Raw genomic sequence first — 19494 nt, forward strand, 5'->3', positions numbered from 1 at the left:
TCTGACGGAGCGGAAACGGGTGGCGCCGTCGCGCAATCGCGGGCCCGGCTTTTCGCGACGGGCGCAATGGGCGATCTTCACCAGCTATGTGGTGGCGGGCGCGGGCGCGCTCGTCGCGCTGGTGCTGCTGGTCGTCAGCATCGTCGCGCCGTCCGCCTTTGCCGTGTTCCGGTCCGCCGCGGCCGAGGTGACCACGCCGGTTTCCTCCGGGGTCGCCGCGGTCGGCCGGGGCATCGCAGCGGTGCCCGAGAGCATCGGCAACCACTTCCACGTCATGGGCGAGAATGCGAGGCTGCGCGCCACGCTGCAGCGCGAGCGCCGCGTGCTCTCCCGCGCGCGCATGCTCGCGTATGACAATGCGCGGCTCAAGCGCCTGCTCGCCATGCGCGACCGCGCCGCCGCGCCCGTCACGAGCGCGCGGCTGGTGAGTTCCAGCGCCACCAGCACCCGGCGCTTCGCCGTGCTCAACGCCGGGCGCTGGCAGGGCGTGTGCCCGGGCCAGCCGGTGGTCGGGCCGGAGGGGCTGGTCGGCCGCGTCACGGAGGCCGGGCCGAACGCGGCGCGCGTGCTGCTGATCTCCGACCCCGAAAGCATCGTGCCCGTGCGCCGCACGCGCGACGGGCTGCCCGCCCTCGCCGTAGGGCGGGGCGACGGCCGGCTCGACATCCGGGTGGTGACGATCGGCTCCGGCGTGCTGCGGCCGGGCGATACCTTCGTCACCTCGGGCACCGGCGGCCTTTACCGCCCGGACATTCCGGTCGCCCGGGTGCTGGCCCGCTCCGGCGACACCGCCGAGGCGCGCCCGTTCACCACCCCGGACACGCTCGACTTCGCCATCGTCGAGCAGGCGTTCCTGCCGATCCCTGCCGCCCCTCCCGCGCCCAAATGATCTCCCCCGCCCAGCGCCGGCGGCGCCTGCATCGCCCGATGGACCCGGAGCCCGAAACGCGCTGGACGCGGTGGCGTCCGGCGATCACCATCATGGCCGGCTCGTTGCTGACGATCGTGCCGGTGATCGCGCAGGTGCCGGTCCTGCCGCCGCTCGGCCTCCTCCTGCTGCTCGCCTGGCGGTTGAGCGATGCGGAGGCGCTTCCTATCTGGGCGCCGCTGGGGCTCGGCCTGTTCGATGACCTGTTCAGCGGCCAGCCATTCGGCTGTGCCATGCTGTTGTGGACGCTTACCTTTCTGATGCTGGACGTGATCGACAGCAAATTGCCGTTTCGGGATTTCTGGCAGGACTGGCTGGTCGCCACGGGCGGCATCGCCTTTTGCCTGCTGGCGGGGCGCTGGCTGGCGTTGCCGCTCGGCACGCATGTCGACACGGCGTTGCTGTTCCAGTTCCTCACTTCGGTGCTACTCTTCCCCCTATGCCTTCGCATGGCCGCACGCTGGACCGGGGAGCGGGAGGAACAATGAACCGTGGCCCGGCCAAGCGCCCGCCCCGCATGACGGAAGCCGCGCAGTCCTACAGCTTCACGCGCCGTGCCGTGACCCTGGGCGCCGCGCAGGGGCTGGTCGGGGTGGCGCTGATCGGGCGGATGGGCTGGCTCTCGATCGCGGAGAACGAGCGCTACAGCACGCTTTCCGAAAGCAACCGCGTCAACATGACGCTGATCCCGCCCCGGCGCGGCTGGATCGTCGATCGCAACGGCCATGCGATCGCCAACAATCGCACCGACTTTCGCGTGGATATCATCCCGGACCGGTTGAGCAAGGAGGACCAGCCGCGCGTCTTGGCGCTGCTCGCGCAGATCCTGAAGCTGCCGCCGGAGGAGATCGAGCGGATCCGGACGGACATCGGCCATGCCGCCGGTTTCCAGCCGGTGCAGGTGGCGGAGAACCTCGACTGGGACCGCTTCGCCGCGGTCAGCGTGCGCCTGCCCGAGCTGCCCGGCGTGCAGCCGACGCGCGGCTTCTCGCGCAACTATCCCGCCGGCGCTGCCGTTGCGCACCTCACCGGCTATGTCGGCGCGGCCACCGCCGAGCAGTTCAAGGAAACGCGCGACCAGCTGCTCGTCACCCCCGGCTTCAAGCTGGGCAAGGACGGGCTGGAAAAGTCCCTGGAGCAGCGCCTGCGCGGCCGTCCCGGTGCCAAGCGCGTGGAAGTGACCGCGCGCGGCAAGCTCGTCGCCGAACTCGCCACCCGGCCCGACGTGCCCGGCCACACCACCCGGCTGACGATCGATGCCGGGTTGCAGGAATATGCCGCGCGGCGGCTCGGCACGAACTCCGGCTCGGCGGTGGTGATCGACACCGCCACCGGGGATATCCTGGCGATGGTCTCGATGCCGGCCTACGACCCGAACAGCTTTTCCGACGGGATCAGCCATCTCGAATGGAAGATGCTGTCGGACGACGACCATGTGCCCTTGATGAACAAGGTGCTGCAGGGGCTCTACCCGCCGGGATCCACGGTGAAGCCGATGAACGGCCTGGCGCTGATGGCGGGCGGCGTCGATCCGCATGCCCGCGTCAATTGCTCGGGCGCGCTGCGCGTCGGCACCGGCGTGTTCCACTGCCACAAGCGCGGCGGGCACGGGCCGCTCGACCTGAAGAACGCGATCATGCAGTCGTGCGACATCTATTTCTATGAGATGGTGCGCCGGCTGGGCTACGACCATGTCGCGCCCGTTGCGCGCATGCTGGGCCTGGGGCAGAAGTTCGACCTGCCCTTTTCCAGCCAGCGCTACGGCACGGTGCCGGACAGCGCCTGGAAGCAGCGCAAATACCATCACGACTGGACCGTCGCCGATTCGCTCAACGCCTCGATCGGCCAGGGCTATGTGCTCGCCAACCCGCTCCAACTGGCGGTGATGGCGGCCCGGATCGCGTCCGGGCGCGAGCTTCAGCCGCGCATCGTGGTGGACGGGCCGGCGCCGCAGGCCGCTGCCCTGCCCGTCTCGGACGAGCATTTCGCAATCGTCCGCAATGCCATGTTCGGCGTGGTCAACCAGGGCGGCACCGGCGGCGCGGCGCGGCTCACCATCCCGGGCGTGGCGATTGCGGCGAAAACCGGCACCGCGCAGGTGCGGCGGATCACCATGGCGGAGCGGCGCGCGGGCGTGCTGAAGAACGGCCAGCTGCCGTTCAAGCTGCGCGACCATGCCCTGCTCGTCGCCTTCGCGCCGGCCGAGAACCCGCGCTACGCCATGGCGGTGGTGCTGGAACATAACGGCCACACCGTCCGCAATCTCGATTCGCCGCTGATCGGGCGCGACATCATGACCTATCTGCTGGACCGCGAACGCGCGATGAAAGCGCTGGCCGAGATCGAGGGCAGCTGGGGCGGCGACATCCGCACGCGCATGGCCGCGCAGGAAAACGCCTATCGCCAGGCCGCCGGCGCCCCCGCTCCGGCCGCCGCCGTCGCCACCGAGCGCAGCCCGGCCGTCCCCAGCGATGCGCCGGCGGTGGAAGCCGCCACCGACGCCCAGAACGTCACCGCCGAGGTCCAGGCGCGCGAAACCGCCGCCGGGGGCGGCGTCGCCACCACCGGCTCTCCGGAGCCGCAGCCGTGAAGGCCTTCCCATGAGCAGCCTGGCCTTCGTCCCCGCGCCGCTGGCGCGCCTGCCGTGGCGCATGCTCCTCCTCGTCGTCGCCATCGGCAGCTTCGGCCTGGTGGTGCTGTATTCCGCCGCGGGCGGCAGCCTGCGTCCCTGGGCGCTGAACCAGGGCATCCGCTTCTTCGTGTTCCTGGCCGGCGCGCTGGTGCTGTCGCGGGTACGCGTGTCGTTCTGGGCGAGAATGGCGCTCCCCACCTACGGCGTGCTCGTCGTGCTGCTGGTCGCGGTGGAACTGCTCGGCGCGGTGCGCGGGGGCAGCCAGCGCTGGCTCGACCTCGGCTTCGGCTTTCGCCTGCAACCCAGCGAGCTGATGAAGGTGGCGGTGATCCTGGCCACCGCCAAATTCTACGACATGCTGCCGCCCAGCGACACGCGGCGGTTCGGCGCGATCTGGCCGGCCGCCCTGCTGATCGGCGTGCCGGCGGCGCTGGTGATGAAGCAGCCCGATCTCGGCACCGCGCTGATGATCTGCTTCGGCGGGGCCACCGTGATGTTCCTGGCCGGCGTGCCGTTGCGCCTGTTCATCGGCGGCGCGCTGGCGGCTGCCGCGGCGATCCCGCTGGCGGTGAACTTCCTGCTCCATGGCTATCAGCGCAACCGCGTGCTGATCTTCCTCGATCCCGAAAGCGACCCGCTGGGCACCGGCTATCATATCAGCCAGTCCAAGATCGCGATCGGCTCCGGCGGCGTGCTGGGCAAGGGGTTCCTCAACGGCACGCAGAGCCATCTCGACTACCTGCCGGAGGGGCATACCGACTTCGTGTTCGCCACCATGTCGGAGGAATGGGGCCTGCTGGGCGGCATCTTCCTGATCGTGGCGTTCCTGCTCGTCATCAACTGGGGCATCCGCGTGTCGCTGGCCGCGCAAAGCCGCTTTGCCCGCCTCACCGCCGCGGGCCTGGCGACGACCATCTTCATCTACGTTTCGATCAACCTGGCGATGGTGATGGGCATGGCGCCGGTGGTCGGCATCCCGCTGCCGCTCGTCAGCTATGGCGGATCGGCGCAGATGACGGTGCTCATCTGCCTCGGCATCCTGATGGCGATCGACCGGGAGAACCGGCAGACCGCCCGGCCCTGAAAAAAGTGCGAGCGAAGCCGATTTTTCGGTTTGCAATCCGGAAAACCGACGCTAAACGCGCCTCTCCCGAACGCGGCGGCGCCACCAAGCGCCATCTGGTCCGCCCCGGAATGGACGCATAGCTCAGTTGGTAGAGCAGCTGACTCTTAATCAGCGGGTCCTTGGTTCGAGCCCAAGTGCGTCCACCACTCTCCACCGCAGAAATCCTCGATTTCTTCGCTAGGAGAACTGCGACCGTCCGACATTTTCCGACAGGCCGTTCCGACAAATTCCCGTCTCGTTCTACTGCGAGCTATGCACGCGAACGCTTGGCCGAATCGACCTGCCATGCCTACCGTTGGAGATGACTCCCCCGCCCCGCGCTCGCCTGGTGATCACCGCCGACATGGCGCGCGCGAATCTGGGCGCGATAGCAGCCGAGAGGGGAGAGACACTGGCCGGCTTATCGGCCCTGCTCGGCAAGAACGCCGCCTACATGCAGCAGTTCGTGCACCGCGGTACGCCGAAGTGGCTTGATCCGGACGATCGCCTAGCCTTGGCCAAGCACCTGCAGGTGGACGAGCGCTTGCTCGGCGCGCGTGACCCGTGGACGCCTGGGGAAGGCTGAGGCAAGCTGAACGGATGAACGCGGACCGGGAGCGCTGGGGAGAGGCGGTGCTTGTGGAGAAGATCCACGGCGAAAGCGCGCCCGACTTCGTGGTGGAGCGGGTAAAGACGCCCGCATGAGCGACCTTGAGGACCTTGTGGACCTTGAGGACTGAAGGCCTGCGCCATCGCGGGCTGATCCCCGCTTACGGCGTGCCCCAATAGGCCTTTTGACTCGCCTGGATGGCGGTGCTGTCCGTCGAAGACAGGATCGCGCCTTGGAAGTCGAGCACGGTGGCGACGCCGAACGCCTGCGATGTAGATCCGCCGAGCACCGAGGTGAGCCCCGCCGTGAACGTACCGCTGGCCGTGCCGGTGGTTGCCGTGCCGCCGTCGATTGATGCGGAATAGGCCCCGGCATTCCAGTCGATCGCTAGCGTCGAGGAGACGTTCAGCGTCTCCAGCGTTGAGGTCGTGAACTGAACGCTGCCACCCTGCACCAGCACCTGAAGCCCGTGGGCGGCGCTGTAGCGCACCTCCCACCCGCCGCTGGCACTGGCCCGAAGAATGTCGCTGTTGGAGTTGCTGCGATGGTCCGCCACGATGCGCAGAGAGCGCACGGTGGCACTGGCCGACAACGGCGAATTGAGCAGCTTGCTTGCCCCGAACAGGATCATCGGCTTGCCGTTGCGGGTCAGCACGGCGCCGGTGGCGACGATGGAAGGCTGGGTCGAGGCTGTTGCGTTCGTCCAGTGCCGCCCGTTGCCGGACTGATCGTACCATGTCGCGACCGTGCCGGTGGAGGAGCTGGTGGTGCCGGTGAACGCCAGCAGGGCAGCGGTGTCGAGGTCGCCCGACGACGTGAAGCCAATGTCCTGCGCCGTTCCATCCGCGCGCACGACGTTGATCGCCGGCCCGGCATAGCTCGTCTTGAGCCGGCGCAGCGAATAGGCCCCAGCCGGCGCAGCGGTCACGTTGTCGAGCAGGTCGCCCGTCTGCGCGGGAGCATCATCGTTGGAGACGGTGCCGGTGGCGCTCATCGCCGCCCCTGCCGAGTAGCCGCTGGGCGCGGCGATCGAGACAGTGAACGTCTCGCTGGCTTCCACCGTCGTGTCGCCATTCACGCTGATCGTGATGGTGCCCGCAGCAGCGCCGTCCGCCATGTCGACGGTGCCGCCGGCCGGATAAACGCCGCCGGTGAAGTCATCAGCGCCGGTGTCGCCCGCTGTGAACGTCCAAGGCACCGATACCGCGCCCGTCGCCGCCGACCGCGCGACGGTATAGGTGAAGAGCGTCGCGCCGCTATTGCCCTCCGCTTTGGTCTGAGCACCCGACAGGGTGACGGTGGGTGTAGTGGACGCCGCCGTCACCGCGGCGGTGGGGCTGCTGCCCTGTACCGCGCTGCCGCCGGCACCGGTGGCGGTGACCAAGTACGTGATCTGCGCGCCCAGATCGGCGCTGGTCAACGTATAGGTGTTGGCGTTCGCCCCGGTGATCGAGCTGCTGTCACGCACCCACTGGCGTACTGAGACGGTGCCGTTGCTGATCGTGCCGTCGGCCCCGGTCAGCGTCTGACCGACCTGCGCGGGGCCGGTGATCGCCGGAGCAACGGTCCACGCAGGAGCCGGCGTGCCGGAGCTGCCGCCGCCGCTGCCGGCTGTCGCCAGCGCCGCCTCGATTGCCGCCTTGGCGATCGGCACCATGAACGCGTGCCCACCGGTGGCGCCGGGGTGCGTCCCGTCGCTGTAGAGGCTAGTTTTGTTCGACGCTCGGTTGGGATCGCTGACGGATGTTCCCGCGACGCCATAGACCGAGTCCGCCGCGTAATCCGCCACCGCCTCCCACTTGGCGCTGGAGCGGATCGCCGCGTTCATGGCGAGCCGCTGTGCCTCCATCGTGTCGTCAAAGCCGGTGGAGCGCGGGAGCGCCGTACCGCAGACGACGTGCGTGAAGCCGCCATTGGCGCGCGCCCAATCGGCCGCCGCCTCCAGCCAGGAGACCACCTGCGACGCCTGCTGCGTGGTCTTGAGCGCGGCCGACGGAACCGCTTGGGCCGCGCTTACCGTCCACGACGTGCCCGACCCGGCGGTGATCGTGGTGCCGGCGGCGACGCCGGGGCCGTACAGGATCGCGCCGATCGCGATGGTGCCCGAGCCGGTCGCTTCCACCGTGAGAGTCGTGCCGGTGATAGAGCCCGTGAAGCTGGCGGCGTTGACCAGGTAATTGTTGGTGCCCAGCCACAGGTGCAGCACGCGCTTGGCGGCGGTGCTGATCGGCCAGTTCGGCCGCGTGTTGGCCGCGACGGTAGCACCGTTGGTGCCAGCACCGTAGCAGACGATCCCCTGATCGCTGAGCGCGTCCGACACAAGGCGGGCAATGCCGCGCCCCGGCAAGGCGCCGGTGCTGTTGGTAATGCTGTCGCCAAGGAAATAGACGCTGGCCGTCGTCGCTGCGCGCGTGCCGTAGCGCGTCCGCAGCGATGCTCGCACTGCGGTCGCGTCCGCGGAAGGATGCCCGGCCGGGTAGATGACCAACGCCTCCATGATGAGGCTGGTGTTGATGTGGCCGCCGCCGACCTTGCCGCCAGTGGTGAGGGCGAGAGCGCCCAGCGAGGTGGCGCTGGTCGCCGCGTCCTCGTCCCGCATGGTGGTGAGACCGCTCGATCGGGAAACCATCGACACCACCGAGCGCGAGGCACCCGGATTGCTGGTGTAGGCGGGTGCCGGACTGACGGTGGAAGTGCCGATGCCCTGCATCGTCGGCGTGCCGGAAAAAGCCTGATACGCGAGGTCCGGTGCCGTGCCCATCGTCAACCAGGAGCTGTATGCCGCCGAGCGCACCTGCCGGCCGACGAAATAGGCGGCGTGGTCGGCGCGATCGAATGTCACCGCTGCTGGCACCAGGAAGAACCGTGCCGTTGTGTCCGTGATGAACTCGCCCCGGCCGTCCACAATGTTCAATGTCGGCTGGTTCGCCACCGTGGGCTGCGTCAAGTGCCGCCCCGCACCGGTCTGATCGTACACGATCGAAACGGTATAGGCGTTGCCCGCCGTCGAGAGACCGGAAAGGTCCGCCTGCCCGTTCGCCCCAAAGGCGATGTCCTGTTCGGCACCGCCCGAGGCTGCGCGCACGCGCATGGCCGGGCCGCTATAGCCCTCCACCATCTTGGCCGGACCATAGGCGGCGACCGGAGCGGATGCGAGCGACGGCAAATAAGCCGACGGCGTGGGCGATGGTCCCGGTGTCGGCGTTGGCGCTGGGCTCGCCATGACCGTCAAACCGACAGCCCGCAGGCCGGCGGCGACCGACGATGCCCCACCGATCGCAGCCCGACCCTGCGCGTCCGTCAGCCCCTTGGCGACAAGTGCCGCTGCGATCGCCGTTTCGGTGAGCTGACCGCCGCCACCACCAAGCTCCAGGCCCAGCCCGATCCCGATCCCCGGCATCAGAGCAGCACCAGCATGTCGGCGGCAGTCGTGCCGGTTGCCAGCACGCGGCGGGCGCGCACCGGCAGAAGCGAGCCGGCCGGCACGTTCTTGAAGGTCACACCAGGCGCGCTTGCCGGCGCATCGACGGCGATCAGCTTCACGTCCCCGCCGGTGCCGACATAGATACCCTTGGGCGTGTCGGTGAGGTCGGTGCTGTCGCTCGGCACCAGAGTGGTGACGTGGCGGGATGGCGCGGTCGGGGTGTCGACATAGGGGCCGAACTTGTCTGCCATGGTGGTTCCTTTCGTGGTGGTGGAGGCGGATGTTCAGGCCGCAGGCGGGCAATGGCTGTTGAGCAGGATCAGCGCGGCGACCGCGGCCTGTCGCGCCAGCACGATTTCTGCCGGCACCGGCCGCCCGGAGGCGGTCCATGCATCTGCCGTCGCGATGGCCGTGCTGTAAGCTCGGCGCCCTTGCACAGGTCGATGCGCGGCGCGCTCGCGCACGCCGACAGCGCGAGCGCAAGGCCCGCGGCGATAATGCCCTTCATGGTGATCTCCTCAGGCTTCGTTTCGGGACGTCGGCTCACCGTTGCTGGCGAGCTTCACTGGGCGCCCGATCAATGGCCGTCCGCTCGGCCAGCGCCGGGCGACGCAGCGCGCCTTGTCGATCCAGGCGAGGCAGACTCGATCGCCTTGGTTGCCGCCCAGCACCTGATAGGCGGTAGCGGTCTCGCCGACGTAGAAGCCGACGTGCCCGCCACCGCTGCGCTCGAACACGAGCACCGCACCGGGCGCGAGTTGCGCGGAGGTCAGCGGTGCGCCCCACGTTGCCCAGGCCTTTGCGCGCACGGCGATCGGCGGCGGCGTGATGCCGTCCTCCGCCATGCAGGTAGCAACGAACAGCCCGCACCACGGCACGCTGTCGGCATTGTAGACGATGCCCAGCACCTTGACGCCGAGCCGCTTGGCCCAGCCCATGATTGTCGGGCTGTTGGCGACGCCCGGCGCTTCACGCGTGCCGAGCTTCGCCCGCGCGGCCGTGAGCCACGCAGGTTCCTTGGTCATGTCGATTGCTCCTGTTCTCGGCGGCTCAGCCGCCGTGCTTGTCGATCTCTCGCAGGGTTGCGGTCATCTCGGGCGGGATCGCCGGCTTGCCGGGGATGACCGCATCAAGGGCATCGATCGCGCTCTGACCACGGCGCTTGAAGAACGAGATGATGCCGGCACCCAGTGCGCCCGCCATGCCGCCGGTGCCCAGCGCGGCGAAAAGGTCCACTTGCTGCTCTGCGATCCACACGGCAGTCACCAGCAGCGCAACGCCGGTGACGATCCCGTCCAGCAGCCAGCGCTTCGGCCCCGGCGCGTCCAGCGTGATGAACAGGCGCACCATGAAGCACGCCAGCAGGCCCACCAGCATCGAGCCGGCGGGGAAATGGTAGCCCAGGAAGGACCAGACGACGGGCACCGTCACCCCCGGCGCCGCGGAGATTGCCCCCTCCTTCATCATCGCAGACCTACGGCGGCAGTCGCCATGAGCAGGCTGACGACGAGGATCAGCACGGGCCGGCGAAGCTGCGGCCATCGCGACCACATGTCGACCGGGAGCGGCGCCTTGCGAAGCTGGTGCTCCAGCATCGGCTCGGCGAGGGTATGCAGTGTCATCCACGCAAAGCCGCAAGCCACAGCGATCGGGTCCAGCCATCGCTTCAGTTCGGCAATGCGCACCACCGTGGCGGTATCACCGGAGGACCATGACCAGAGGCTCATTGCCTCAGCCCCGCCGCGTAGCGCGAAGCCGCAGCCGGCGAGCAGGACGATGAACCGGTAAATCGATACCGGATGCGTTGGATGGTCGATTTCTCGCGCGCGCCAGATGCGCCGTACCTGCTTGCCCGCCATCATCATGCCCAGGCAGACGGCAGCCGTCATCACGAACAGGTTCCAGGCCAATAGCCCCGGATTGTCCGCCAGCGATGGCGGCGCCAAGGCGGCCGAACGCATCGCCTCACCGATATAGTTGCTGGTGGCGGGGATGGCCGCGTTCAATCCTCTCGCGACCGCCTGGGCCGCAAGGCTCACATTGTCTGGCATTGCGATCTCCTCAGCCGTGCTGCACGTCGAGCCAGGCACGTCCATCGCGGACGCCCCAGACCTTGCCGAGGCGCCGGCGGTATTGGTCGAACGTGATGTCCGCCTCGGACACTGCCACGGCCTTGATCCCCGCACCGGCTGCGGCGGCGATCAGGTAATCGCCGGGCGCGAAGTCACCGGAGACGTTGACTGGCACCTGCCCGGCAAAGGCGATGCGATCGACTTTGAACCGCGCCGCTTCGAGTTGCGCTTCCCACGGCGCCAGGCGCGCGGCGAAAGTGGCATCGTCCTCGCCCGCCTCCTGCGCGGGCCGGGGCGGCAGGTGCGCGGCCCAGCTATCGCCGCCGACATAGGCGGGGTCGGTGCTCTTGACGACGTAGCTGATCGCCTCCGCCCAGGTGCGTGTGAGCTTGCCGCCGGCATCGACACCGCAGACATCGCCCGGTGCGATCATGCCGCAGCTGTCCGATTTGGTCATATACTCGGCATAGTCGGCACCGTTGGCGTTAAGAGTGCCGCTCGTGCTAAGAGATCGACCTGTCGTGCTTCGCCCGAGCTTGAAGGCTGCTAAAGCTGCGTTTGCAGACTCCACCCCGTTGAAGTCGACACCATATGCGACTGCGATTGGCAGACGGCCTGCTTGTTCGATGGACAGGATGGGAGCGCCGACTGCCGCGGCCTTGTAGACGGTATGAGAAGAGCCATCCGGCACCCCTGCAAGCAGGAGGTTGTCCACCACCAGCCGAGACATTTGCGCGCCATCCGAGTTGATAACCAATGCATCTTTGCCGCCCGCGACAAGCGACAAGGCGTTTGCGCCCGCACGGCGGATGCCGGTGTCTTGATCCGCCCCGAAGCGGATGCCGGGCGTGGCGGCGGTGCCATCGCCGATCAATCCTTGGCCAATCCCGTCGCGCACCTCGGCAAAGGAGCCGAGCAGCTCGGCTGCGCCGAGCGCCAGATCGCGCACAAAGCTCTGCGTCGGCAGCACCGCATAGCCCTGGCCGCCGGCCGATCCGCCGCGATAGCCCTGCGCCAGCGTCAACTGCGTGGCCGAGACCACCTGGGCAATCTCGTATGGCAGACCGTCCGGCCCGAGAAAGGCCTCGCCCGCCTGGGTGTTGGAGACGAAATTAGTACCGGTGCCGGTGACGACGGGAGAGCCGTTCGTCACCGCCACGGTGCCCGTACGATACCATGCCATCTAGCTTGTCCTCTCGGGAGCGATCACCGCTTCGTTTCCTCGGCGGCGATCTGGATGTTGACGAATTGGAAAATGCGCGAGCCGGATTGGTTCAGGACCAGCTTGCCGCGCAGAAAGTACGAGCTGGTGCCGGCCGGCGGGTAGTCGATCGCCCACCAGCCGAACGGCTGCGGGTAAGCGAGGCCAGGACCGCGGACATCGACCTCGCGCCCGATCGCCACCACCGATCCGTCCGGCCCGCGACGCATCAGCTGAGCCGTGGCGACGAACAGGGCGCCGCCCTCGCTGCCATAGGCGTTGAGCTGCACATCCACGCGCACGCGCTTACCGGCCGTCCCGTCGATCCGATCCGCGCTCACCTTGTCGCCGGCGATCCGAAGCGCCGTCTCCTGCACGCTGCGCGCATCGAGCAGGCCGATCTGGACACCGAGCTGAGTGCGGGCGATTGCCTCAGCTGCCTCGCCGCTCAGGATGCGAGTATAAAGTTCCTGGCGGATCTCCGCTTGCACCGCGATCGAGCGGCGATCTGCGGCGTCGCCGGCGACTAGCCCGCGGAGCGCCGCTTCCGCCGCATCGTCAGCCACGGCGCGCGCTTGGCGGATCACCACGGAATAGCTCGTCGTCTCGCCGATCGCCGTCAGCTGCTGCTCGGCCAAGGCAAGCCGCGCGCCCTGATCGTCTACCGTCGTCTGGCTGGCCTTGGTCGAAACCGTACCCGCCAACGCGTCGAGATCCTGCTCCACACCGGTGAGGCGGCCGCCCTGCGCCGTCACGTCCACCACCGTCGCCCTCAGCGCAACCGCGGCATTGAGGCCGTCGATCGTCTGCTCGGCCTCGGTCAGGCGGGCGATGATCGGCTCCAATTGCGCGGCCTGCGCTGGGTCGAGCACCGCCAGCGCGATCTGCTCGGCAACGTAGGAGACGCTCGCCTTCTGCGAGATCAGCGCCGCCTGCCCGTCGAGCGTGACCTCCGCGCGGCTGGTGCGCTCGGCGAGCTGATCGATCGCGTAGAGGCGCACGATGCCCGTTTCCGGATCGACCACGATGCCGGCGTCGCGCAGCACCTCGCGGGTGCGGTTGCTCTCCGCCAGCAGCCGCAGCAGCGTCTCATCAATCCGGCCGGCGTCGCGGTCGATCTGGCGGAGCGTCGCCTCCTGATCGACGTATGAGCGCCCAAGCGCCTCCAGCGCCCTGTCGGTGCCGACTTTGGCCTCCTGCAACGCCGATAGGTCGCTGGTCAGCGGATCGATCCGCTCGATCTCCGCCAAGGCGTCCCGCACCTTGCCGGAGCCGAAGGGGCTGTCGGGATCGGCACTGTTCGTGGCGTTGTCGGCCGGCTTTCCCTCGCCCACGATCTGCGGCCACTCGGCCGTCTGGCCCGCCTGATCGATCGCCTGCACCAGTGGCAGGTTGAGCGGATCGTATCGGATCGGCGCGGCGGCCGAGACAGGCGAGCGCACGTCGGTGAACGGCGCATAGATCGAGGCATCCTCCTCAATCAGCACCATGGGCGCGACGCCGGACGGCTGCACCGTCACAGCCTCGACCCGGAACAGCTTCTGATAGAAGCCGAGCGCCGGGAAGGTGAGCCGGACGACCTGCCCGTCCTTCACGCCCCAGGCCTTCGCGTTGATGTCGGCCGCGAACCGCGAACTGTAGAGTAGGCGCATCAGGCGGAGCTTGGCGAGGCGCTGCGCGTGGTCGCCCGACTGGACGATCGCCACGGTGAACGGATCGATCCGGTCGATGCCGTCGAGGTTCGGGATCGACACGGCCGGATAGTCGATCGGCTGAAAGAGCGAGTTCGGGCTCGGGTCCGTGAACTTGCCACGCACGATGTTCTTGCGCGCGTCCCCGTTCGGCCCGGTTTCCCAGCTGACGTTGCCCAGCACGTCGCCCGCGTCGAAGTCCACGACCGGGGTAGCGAGGTCGTTGTGGAATATCTGGAGCGAAAGCCGGCCCCCGTCGTCGCGGAGCTCGGCGGCACCCCGGGCTTGGTCAGCGCGCCGCCAATCGTACCGGCGATACTGGCGCCGAGCAGCAGGCTGCTGGCGCTTGCGCCGATGCCAGCGATGCCGAGCCCGGAGGCCGCGCTCAGCGAGAGCCCCGCGCCGACCCCGGCGGTGATGATGGCGAGGCCGGCCACGCCGGCGACAATCGCGCCGACCTTCAGGATTTTGCCGACGGTCTTCATGCGCCGACCCTCCACGCACGTGTCCAGTCGGCGCGAGGCCACCGCACCTGCCCGGTCTCGCCGGCAAAAACAGCTTCACCGCCGACGCAGACGCCGATCGCGCCATCAGCCATCACGAGGTCGCCCCGACGCGCCAGAGCGGGCGGTATCGCCGGGAACGTGGCATCGAATGTCGCTTCCACGCTGCCGGCGCCGAAGCGGCGCAGAGCGCGCGCGGCGCCGATTTCGGTCTGGTAGCGACCGCGGAAGCGCGTCGCCGCGTCCTCCCCCGTCAGCGCCAGCACGGCGTTAGCACCGTGCAAGGCGCAATCGTGCCGGCCATAGGCGTGCGGGACATCCGCGACGCTGGCGAGATAGTCTGCCAGGCGCTGCTCCCAGTCTGGCCGGCGGATCACTGCGCGCGCCCCGCGCCATTGGCGCACGCGATCGTCAGCGCGGCCGAGTTGTCGCCCGGATCGAAGTCCGCCTGGTCGAGGTAGGTCCGGTTGGATGCGGCCGTGAGCGTCGCGAGATAGCTCTCGATCGTCACCTCGATCCACTGCTCAGTCGGCTGCGGCTTGATCGACATCCCGACCATGCGGCCCGTGTAATAGGGCGATAGGAGCGAAGGGCGGTGGGACACGCACATGGACCGACAGCGACATCGGCATCGCGTCCGAAGACCGTTCCCGGATCTTTGGGAGCCTGTCCCAGATGTCTGACAGCCGCAATTGGTCGAGCACCCGCGATGGGTTCGTGCGCTCAGTCAGTACATCATCAAGCTCGTCTATCTCGAGCACCGCGAGCGGCATGAACGCCTCTCTGACAGAAGCTCAGAGCTTCACAATCGAAGCTCGCCGGGCCGAGGAGCTTGCCAATCGTCTCGAGAGGCAGGCGTCTTTCTTCGAAGGAAACAGCGCTGCAGGCAGTCTCAATCTGTCCCAAGCCTACCGCGAATGGGGCCTAGCCGAGATCGAGAGCAACCGCGATTTCTATAGCAATGCGCGGTTTGACGATGTCACTTTCCAGCTCAGCCCGGAAGGCCAAGCATTGCAGGCAAAGTTCATCGAAAGCTATGCCGAGCAGCTTCGCAACGGGATCGACGAGCGCCTCGTACTCGTCCCCGGACAGCCCGTATCCCGTCCGGTAGTCTCTGGCGCAGGATCGGTGCGCGGCCGGGCACAGACGGGCGACAGGGGTTCCGGTTCATCGGCATTGAGGCGGACGAGCGTGTGCTCCGGCGCAACGGCCAGCGCGACTTCGAGATGCGTGAGGAGGATATCATCGGAGTTTCGGGGCATGGGCTAATGAGAACAAATAAAGAACTTCGCGTCAACCGGCAGTGTGCGGACGGATGGGGACAGCAGCACGCTATATGCCGATTTCGAATGGCTTGGTGATCGACCGGTCAAGCTCTGGCGGCTTGCGTTCCGGTGCAGGAGCCACACGATCTTTGACCTGCCCTTTGGCTGCCGCATCGCGGAGGAAATCGACTGTCTCCAGCGCCGAGCGCTTCATGCCGGCATTGCGCTCGACCGCCGCTTCGAGCTTGCCAGCATTGTCGACATAGAGGGTGAGAGGTCGATCTCCAGCGCTTCGCGTTCTTCGTCCGAGAGGTCCGCAAGCCGGCGGTTCAGCATGGCCTCTGCCGTCGAGACGATCCGCGAGCTCGCCCCCCGGATCATTGTCGATGAACAAGTGGAGCTCGCGCACACTCTCGGGAATCGCGACGAGGCCGAACCGCTCGTTCCCGAGCGTTGCCCAGCAAGGAATCCCAAACAGCTGCATGGCTGACAGGGCGCTTTCGATACCTTCGGCAAGGCCCAACCGGCCCGCGGCTGGCGGGGCAAGTCTGACAGCACCACAGCTGAGGCGTCCCAGCGCACGCTTGGGACGCTCGAAACCCGCCAACTTGCCGCTCGCAGTATCAATAAACGTCCTGTGCACCGCTATTATGCCGATGTCAGTCGTGACGGCCGCCAACATTGCAGGGAGGAACTGGACCGCGCCACGTGGTCCGAGCGGCGTGCGCTCGAGGTAACGGAGCTGATCAGAGGCACGCAGGATCCCGCGCTGTGCGAGGTATCCTTCGGCTGGGCTGTCGGAGATCGCCGTCGCCGATTGCCACAAACGCCGCGCGTTGGAATCGAAGGCCCTATTTTCCTGTCGATCAGCGACCACGGCACTAGAGCCATCGAACAGGTCACGGCTGCGAACACCCTGGCGGTCCAGTGCCGCTATGACCTCCTCGTTCGAGCATCCCGCGAAGCAATGAAACAGGATCGCCTTTCTTCCCAGCGTCACGCTTAGTGAGGGAGTTCGGTCATCATGCGCCGGGCAGCAGCACATGCCTTTGCCCCGACTCCAAATCCCCTGAAGGCTTTCGACGATGGCGCGCGCGCGGGGTTCGAGTTGATGAGCATTGTCTAACGGGGGCATCGACCTTCTCCGGTTGAGGTGCCCTCCCCGCGCAGCCTCCGCTCTGCACCAGCGCCAAACCATTTTCCTACTTCATATGTTCTTTATATGTTCTCACTCGATTCGGCTATAGAAGGATCGAGAAATGACAATGAAAGCTATCTTGGTCGCAGGCTTCGCGATCACCTCTGCTACCTCCGCCAGAGCCCAGGAATTGTCCGCGCCAGCCACAATCGAAGCCCCCGCCAGTCACTCCGAGGGCATCCGGATTGCTGAAACATCGAACGGCTTCCAGCTGGTCGAGCATGGGCTGTGGTCAGGCCGTCAGGCCGGCCCGGCATCTGGTCTTATTGTGCCACAAAATGGCCGCGTGAACCTGCCATACAGATACGAACCCAAGGCCAAACGTGGCCCGTCCGACTTCAGGCGAGCAAGCTACCTTCCCCACATCTATGCGGCGGAAGCGAAGTACTCATTGCCCGCAGGCCTGCTCGATGCGCTCGTATGGACAGAATCTCGATACAACCCCTTCGCCGTCAGCCCCGCAGGCGCAGCAGGTCTTGGACAGCTGATGCCAGCCACGGCAAAAGAACTCGGGGTCTTCAATCGCTTCGATCCTATGGCAAACATCTTCGGCGCTGCGCGGTATCTGCGGCAGATGCTCGACAGGTTCGGCGTGGTTCACCTCGCGGTGGCGGCCTACAATGCGGGTCCCGGCGCCGTGGAACGCGCAGGCGGCATTCCCCGGAATGGCGAGACGCCCGGATATGTCCGAGAGGTCCTTCAACAATGGCGTTTCTAAAAATCGACCCACGATGGCCAGAGCACGGCCCATCATCCTGCGGTTTTTAGCTGGGCGGACTCGTAGCGGTTGCGAACCCCTGTGAGATTAGCCGTTTTTGACTTCGACTGGGTACTTGGCTGCAATCTGCATTACCTCCTTAGCCATCCTCGACCGCAGATTGCCACAGCGCAGCAAGCTCACGGTCGCTGAGTACACGGTCGCGAGGCTCATTCCGCTTCGGCCGCCATGCATCCCGGCAAGGATTGGCGGGCATATGCTCCAATCTGGTGAGCGCCCAAGTGTAGAAAGTTGAGAGGTGGCGATACACGATCCGCGCCATCGTCAGGGTTTCCTTGCCCCGCTCGAACGCAATTTTCTCAACGAAGCGGCTCACGTCACTTCGGGTAATGGAGTCCGCGAGCCGGTCTCCAATCTCGGGCTCGATGTATTTTCGGAACACTCGATCGAACTCCCTCGCGCTCCGCTTTTTGCCCTCGATCTGCTGAGCAAGGTACGTCTCGTAGAGCTCCGCGACTGTCCCGACCCCTTTTGATCCCTTTCTCTTTGCCCCCGCCTTTCTGGCGATGCTCTTGCCCTGCTCGACATCGACAAGCAGATCGCGCGCCTTCTTTCGGGCATGGGCCAGTGTAAAGCTTGGCCCATGGCGTCCGATTGTCACATTCAACCATTTGCCCTGAACCCGCTTGCGCAGAATGTACGTCTTGATACCACTGGCACCCATGCGGAGCCTGAGGCCGGGTACGATACCATCGGCGAGCTCAACCTGACCCGCAGTCGGCGCCTTCAGCCCTGCGATCTTCGCATCCGTCAAACCTACTTTGTTCGCCATATGTACCTGCTACCTTAGGTAGCTTTTTGGGCAATTATCCCCTTGAAACATGTAAGCCGGTTTGGCATACCATTGGTAGAGGTCAAAAAGGGGTGAAATATGGAAAACGGATTTGTCGTAAATCCAGCCGAGTTGATGGGCGCGGTTGCGCTCGCTTTGCAGGCTATTGTTTTGCAAAATGAAATCGCAGGAGGCCCCGACAGAAGCGTTATCGCGAACGCCTTACGTGGCGAGAAATCCACGAATGAAAACTCAATAGAAAAAATGATGGCTTTTTTTGCTGATGTAATTGAGCAACGGGGTAGCAAGACGCCTGATCTTCGGCTCGTTTGAAAACGTATTCTAGAAGAACATCAGTCACCATCTGTTTTTATTATCATAAAGATTGAAAAAATGAAACCCAAGGCTCCCACGCTCCGTCAGTTTCAGGACCGCTTCCCCACGGAGGATGCGTGCCTAGACCATCTGTTTAAGGTGCGATTCGGCACGGATTTCAATTGCCCTGGCTGCGATCGGTCCGCGAAGTTCAGCCGCGTTGCCAAGCGCCGCGCCTATCAGTGCCAGTGGTGCGCGCATCAGGTTTACCCAACAGCGGGAACGCCGTTCGACAAGACGCGCACGCCGCTGCGCGATTGGTTCTTCGTCATGTTCCAGTTCTGCGCTTCGCGAAACGGCGTGGCGGCAAAGGAAGTCGAACGTCAGCTAGGCGTGACCTACAAAACCGCGTGGCGCATGTGCCACATGATCCGCGAGTATATGGGCAAGGTTGACGGCAACGAGCCTGTAGGCGGCTTCATGAAGCGCGTGGAAGTCGATGAGACGTTCTTCGGCGGCTATCGCGCTGGCGGTATGGGCGGCAAAGGAAAAACCGTTGTTGTCGGCATGTTGGAGCGTGGCGGCGACGTTATCACGCAGGTTGTGCCGGATCGCCGCAGCGGCACGCTAATGCCGGTCATCAAAGCCAATGTGCGTCAGCATAGCGAAGTGCATACCGACGAATTGCGCTCCTATGGCGGGCTGGGCACAATGGGCTACTGGCACAAGACGGTGAACCACAATCGCGAAGAATATGTCAGCAAGACCGGAACCACGGTCAACGCCATCGAAGGCTTTTGGGCCAACGTGAAGCGCGGCATCAACGGCACGCATATTCACGTCAGCCCGCAGCACCTGCCCAAATATCTAGGCGAGTTCGAATACCGCTGGAATATGCGGGATCAGCCGCATTTGATGTTGGATCGGTTGATGGTTTCTTTTTCTCGGTAATTGATCTATACATCAAATATGAACTGCTCCGATCAACACGCTTTTGAAA

Annotated in this window: 20 protein-coding genes, 1 tRNA gene and 1 pseudogene; 11 read left to right on the forward strand and 11 right to left on the reverse strand. The window is 66.1% G+C overall.

Translation table 11 applies throughout. The features are described 5' to 3' along the window. Positions 1–19 precede the first annotated feature (19 nt). The 6 genes from DVW87_RS09250 (at position 20) to DVW87_RS09275 (ending at position 5251) form a co-directional block, all read left to right on the forward strand. Entirely contained in the window at positions 20–889 is an 870-nt protein-coding gene (locus DVW87_RS09250; protein ID WP_114687500.1) for a rod shape-determining protein MreC, read from the forward strand. After that, a complete protein-coding gene (locus DVW87_RS09255; RefSeq protein ID WP_239017837.1) occupies positions 886–1416 on the forward strand; it encodes a rod shape-determining protein MreD in 531 nt (176 codons plus the stop codon). Before DVW87_RS09250 ends, DVW87_RS09255 begins: the two co-directional genes overlap by 4 nt. Further along, positions 1413–3518, forward strand: coding sequence for a penicillin-binding protein 2 (gene mrdA, locus DVW87_RS09260; protein ID WP_114687501.1), 2106 nt, complete (start codon positions 1413–1415; stop codon positions 3516–3518). Before DVW87_RS09255 ends, mrdA begins: the two co-directional genes overlap by 4 nt. 10 nt (positions 3519–3528) lie before the next feature. Next, on the forward strand, positions 3529–4644 hold the full coding sequence (gene rodA, locus DVW87_RS09265; RefSeq protein WP_114687502.1) for a rod shape-determining protein RodA: 1116 nt from the start codon (positions 3529–3531) through the stop codon (positions 4642–4644). 112 nt (positions 4645–4756) lie between these two features. Continuing rightward, a tRNA-Lys gene (locus DVW87_RS09270) sits at positions 4757–4832 on the forward strand. 182 nt (positions 4833–5014) lie between these two features. Continuing rightward, positions 5015–5251: a hypothetical protein gene (locus DVW87_RS09275; protein WP_147276243.1), complete on the forward strand. Its 237-nt coding sequence runs from the start codon at positions 5015–5017 to the stop codon at positions 5249–5251. Between the two features lie 184 nt (positions 5252–5435). Here the strand turns inward: DVW87_RS09275 and DVW87_RS09280 are convergent, their stop codons facing one another. Both DVW87_RS09280 and DVW87_RS09285 read right to left on the reverse strand, forming a co-directional pair. After that, entirely contained in the window at positions 5436–8675 is a 3240-nt protein-coding gene (locus DVW87_RS09280; RefSeq protein ID WP_114687504.1) for a hypothetical protein, read from the reverse strand. After that, entirely contained in the window at positions 8675–8950 is a 276-nt protein-coding gene (locus DVW87_RS09285; RefSeq protein ID WP_114687505.1) for a spike base protein, RCAP_Rcc01079 family, read from the reverse strand. Before DVW87_RS09285 ends, DVW87_RS09280 begins: the two co-directional genes overlap by 1 nt. Between DVW87_RS09285 and DVW87_RS18075 the strand changes: the two genes are divergently transcribed. Continuing rightward, a complete protein-coding gene (locus DVW87_RS18075; RefSeq protein WP_181814785.1) occupies positions 8949–9119 on the forward strand; it encodes a hypothetical protein in 171 nt (56 codons plus the stop codon). The two genes, DVW87_RS09285 and DVW87_RS18075, sit on opposite strands and share 2 nt — an antisense overlap. Positions 9120–9217: 98 nt before the next feature. Here the strand turns inward: DVW87_RS18075 and DVW87_RS09290 are convergent, their stop codons facing one another. From DVW87_RS09290 to DVW87_RS09320, 7 genes are all read right to left on the reverse strand, one after another. Continuing rightward, positions 9218–9724 carry a TIGR02594 family protein gene (locus tag DVW87_RS09290; RefSeq protein WP_114687506.1) on the reverse strand — a complete coding sequence of 169 codons (507 nt, stop codon included), beginning with the start codon at positions 9722–9724 and terminating at the stop codon, positions 9218–9220. Positions 9725–9749: 25 nt separating this feature from the next. Beyond that, positions 9750–10163, reverse strand: coding sequence for a hypothetical protein (locus DVW87_RS09295; protein ID WP_114687507.1), 414 nt, complete (start codon positions 10161–10163; stop codon positions 9750–9752). Beyond that, positions 10163–10705, reverse strand: coding sequence for a hypothetical protein (locus DVW87_RS09300; RefSeq protein ID WP_239017838.1), 543 nt, complete (start codon positions 10703–10705; stop codon positions 10163–10165). Before DVW87_RS09300 ends, DVW87_RS09295 begins: the two co-directional genes overlap by 1 nt. A gap of 55 nt (positions 10706–10760) precedes the next feature. Further along, a complete protein-coding gene (locus DVW87_RS09305; protein ID WP_114687509.1) occupies positions 10761–11954 on the reverse strand; it encodes a hypothetical protein in 1194 nt (397 codons plus the stop codon). A gap of 23 nt (positions 11955–11977) precedes the next feature. Further along, positions 11978–13867: a coiled-coil domain-containing protein gene (locus DVW87_RS09310; protein WP_114687510.1), complete on the reverse strand. Its 1890-nt coding sequence runs from the start codon at positions 13865–13867 to the stop codon at positions 11978–11980. A 277-nt stretch (positions 13868–14144) separates the two neighbouring features. Then, complete coding sequence (locus DVW87_RS09315) at positions 14145–14543, reverse strand: DUF6950 family protein (protein ID WP_114687511.1); 399 nt, start codon at positions 14541–14543, stop codon at positions 14145–14147. Next, positions 14540–14725, reverse strand: a complete 186-nt coding sequence (locus tag DVW87_RS09320; RefSeq protein WP_114687512.1) for a hypothetical protein — start codon at positions 14723–14725, stop codon at positions 14540–14542. Before DVW87_RS09320 ends, DVW87_RS09315 begins: the two co-directional genes overlap by 4 nt. 116 nt (positions 14726–14841) lie before the next feature. Here DVW87_RS09320 and DVW87_RS09325 point away from each other — a divergent pair, with 116 nt between their 5' ends. Then, the gene (locus tag DVW87_RS09325) at positions 14842–15435 is read left to right on the forward strand and encodes a hypothetical protein (RefSeq protein ID WP_239017839.1); all 594 of its coding nucleotides are present in this window, start codon (positions 14842–14844) and stop codon (positions 15433–15435) included. A 414-nt stretch (positions 15436–15849) separates the two neighbouring features. Here DVW87_RS09325 and DVW87_RS18610 read toward each other — a convergent pair. Then, positions 15850–16629, reverse strand: a pseudogene (locus DVW87_RS18610) (DUF7146 domain-containing protein); the annotation flags it as partial. A gap of 61 nt (positions 16630–16690) precedes the next feature. On the opposite strand from DVW87_RS18610, the gene DVW87_RS09340 reads away from it, so the two are divergent. Continuing rightward, entirely contained in the window at positions 16691–17347 is a 657-nt protein-coding gene (locus DVW87_RS09340) for a lytic transglycosylase domain-containing protein (RefSeq protein WP_114687513.1), read from the forward strand. 139 nt (positions 17348–17486) lie between these two features. On the opposite strand, the gene DVW87_RS09345 is transcribed toward DVW87_RS09340, so the two are convergent. Continuing rightward, complete coding sequence (locus DVW87_RS09345) at positions 17487–18179, reverse strand: integrase arm-type DNA-binding domain-containing protein (protein WP_239017841.1); 693 nt, start codon at positions 18177–18179, stop codon at positions 17487–17489. A gap of 99 nt (positions 18180–18278) precedes the next feature. On the opposite strand from DVW87_RS09345, the gene DVW87_RS17775 reads away from it, so the two are divergent. Then, positions 18279–18512: a hypothetical protein gene (locus tag DVW87_RS17775; protein ID WP_147276244.1), complete on the forward strand. Its 234-nt coding sequence runs from the start codon at positions 18279–18281 to the stop codon at positions 18510–18512. 60 nt (positions 18513–18572) lie between these two features. Then, on the forward strand, positions 18573–19445 hold the full coding sequence (locus tag DVW87_RS09350; RefSeq protein WP_114687514.1) for an IS1595 family transposase: 873 nt from the start codon (positions 18573–18575) through the stop codon (positions 19443–19445). The last annotated feature ends 49 nt before the right edge of the window (positions 19446–19494 follow it).

This window comes from Sphingomonas aracearum (genome assembly GCF_003345355.1).
GTDB classification, from domain to species: domain Bacteria; phylum Pseudomonadota; class Alphaproteobacteria; order Sphingomonadales; family Sphingomonadaceae; genus Sphingomonas; species Sphingomonas aracearum.

Coding starts and splice junctions, on each gene's coding strand:
- DVW87_RS09280 (WP_114687504.1), bottom strand. CDS start 8,675: ATGCCGGGGATCGGGATCGGGCTGGGCCTGGAGCTTGGTGGTGGCGGC.
- DVW87_RS09290 (WP_114687506.1), bottom strand. CDS start 9,724: ATGACCAAGGAACCTGCGTGGCTCACGGCCGCGCGGGCGAAGCTCGGC.
- DVW87_RS09350 (WP_114687514.1), top strand. CDS start 18,573: ATGAAACCCAAGGCTCCCACGCTCCGTCAGTTTCAGGACCGCTTCCCC.
- mrdA (WP_114687501.1), top strand. CDS start 1,413: ATGAACCGTGGCCCGGCCAAGCGCCCGCCCCGCATGACGGAAGCCGCG.
- rodA (WP_114687502.1), top strand. CDS start 3,529: ATGAGCAGCCTGGCCTTCGTCCCCGCGCCGCTGGCGCGCCTGCCGTGG.
- DVW87_RS09340 (WP_114687513.1), top strand. CDS start 16,691: ATGACAATGAAAGCTATCTTGGTCGCAGGCTTCGCGATCACCTCTGCT.
- DVW87_RS09345 (WP_239017841.1), bottom strand. CDS start 18,179: ATGGCGAACAAAGTAGGTTTGACGGATGCGAAGATCGCAGGGCTGAAG.
- DVW87_RS09295 (WP_114687507.1), bottom strand. CDS start 10,163: ATGAAGGAGGGGGCAATCTCCGCGGCGCCGGGGGTGACGGTGCCCGTC.
- DVW87_RS09325 (WP_239017839.1), top strand. CDS start 14,842: ATGTCTGACAGCCGCAATTGGTCGAGCACCCGCGATGGGTTCGTGCGC.
- DVW87_RS09255 (WP_239017837.1), top strand. CDS start 886: ATGATCTCCCCCGCCCAGCGCCGGCGGCGCCTGCATCGCCCGATGGAC.
- DVW87_RS09285 (WP_114687505.1), bottom strand. CDS start 8,950: ATGGCAGACAAGTTCGGCCCCTATGTCGACACCCCGACCGCGCCATCC.
- DVW87_RS18075 (WP_181814785.1), top strand. CDS start 8,949: ATGGTGGTTCCTTTCGTGGTGGTGGAGGCGGATGTTCAGGCCGCAGGC.
- DVW87_RS17775 (WP_147276244.1), top strand. CDS start 18,279: ATGGAAAACGGATTTGTCGTAAATCCAGCCGAGTTGATGGGCGCGGTT.
- DVW87_RS09320 (WP_114687512.1), bottom strand. CDS start 14,725: ATGGTCGGGATGTCGATCAAGCCGCAGCCGACTGAGCAGTGGATCGAG.
- DVW87_RS09305 (WP_114687509.1), bottom strand. CDS start 11,954: ATGGCATGGTATCGTACGGGCACCGTGGCGGTGACGAACGGCTCTCCC.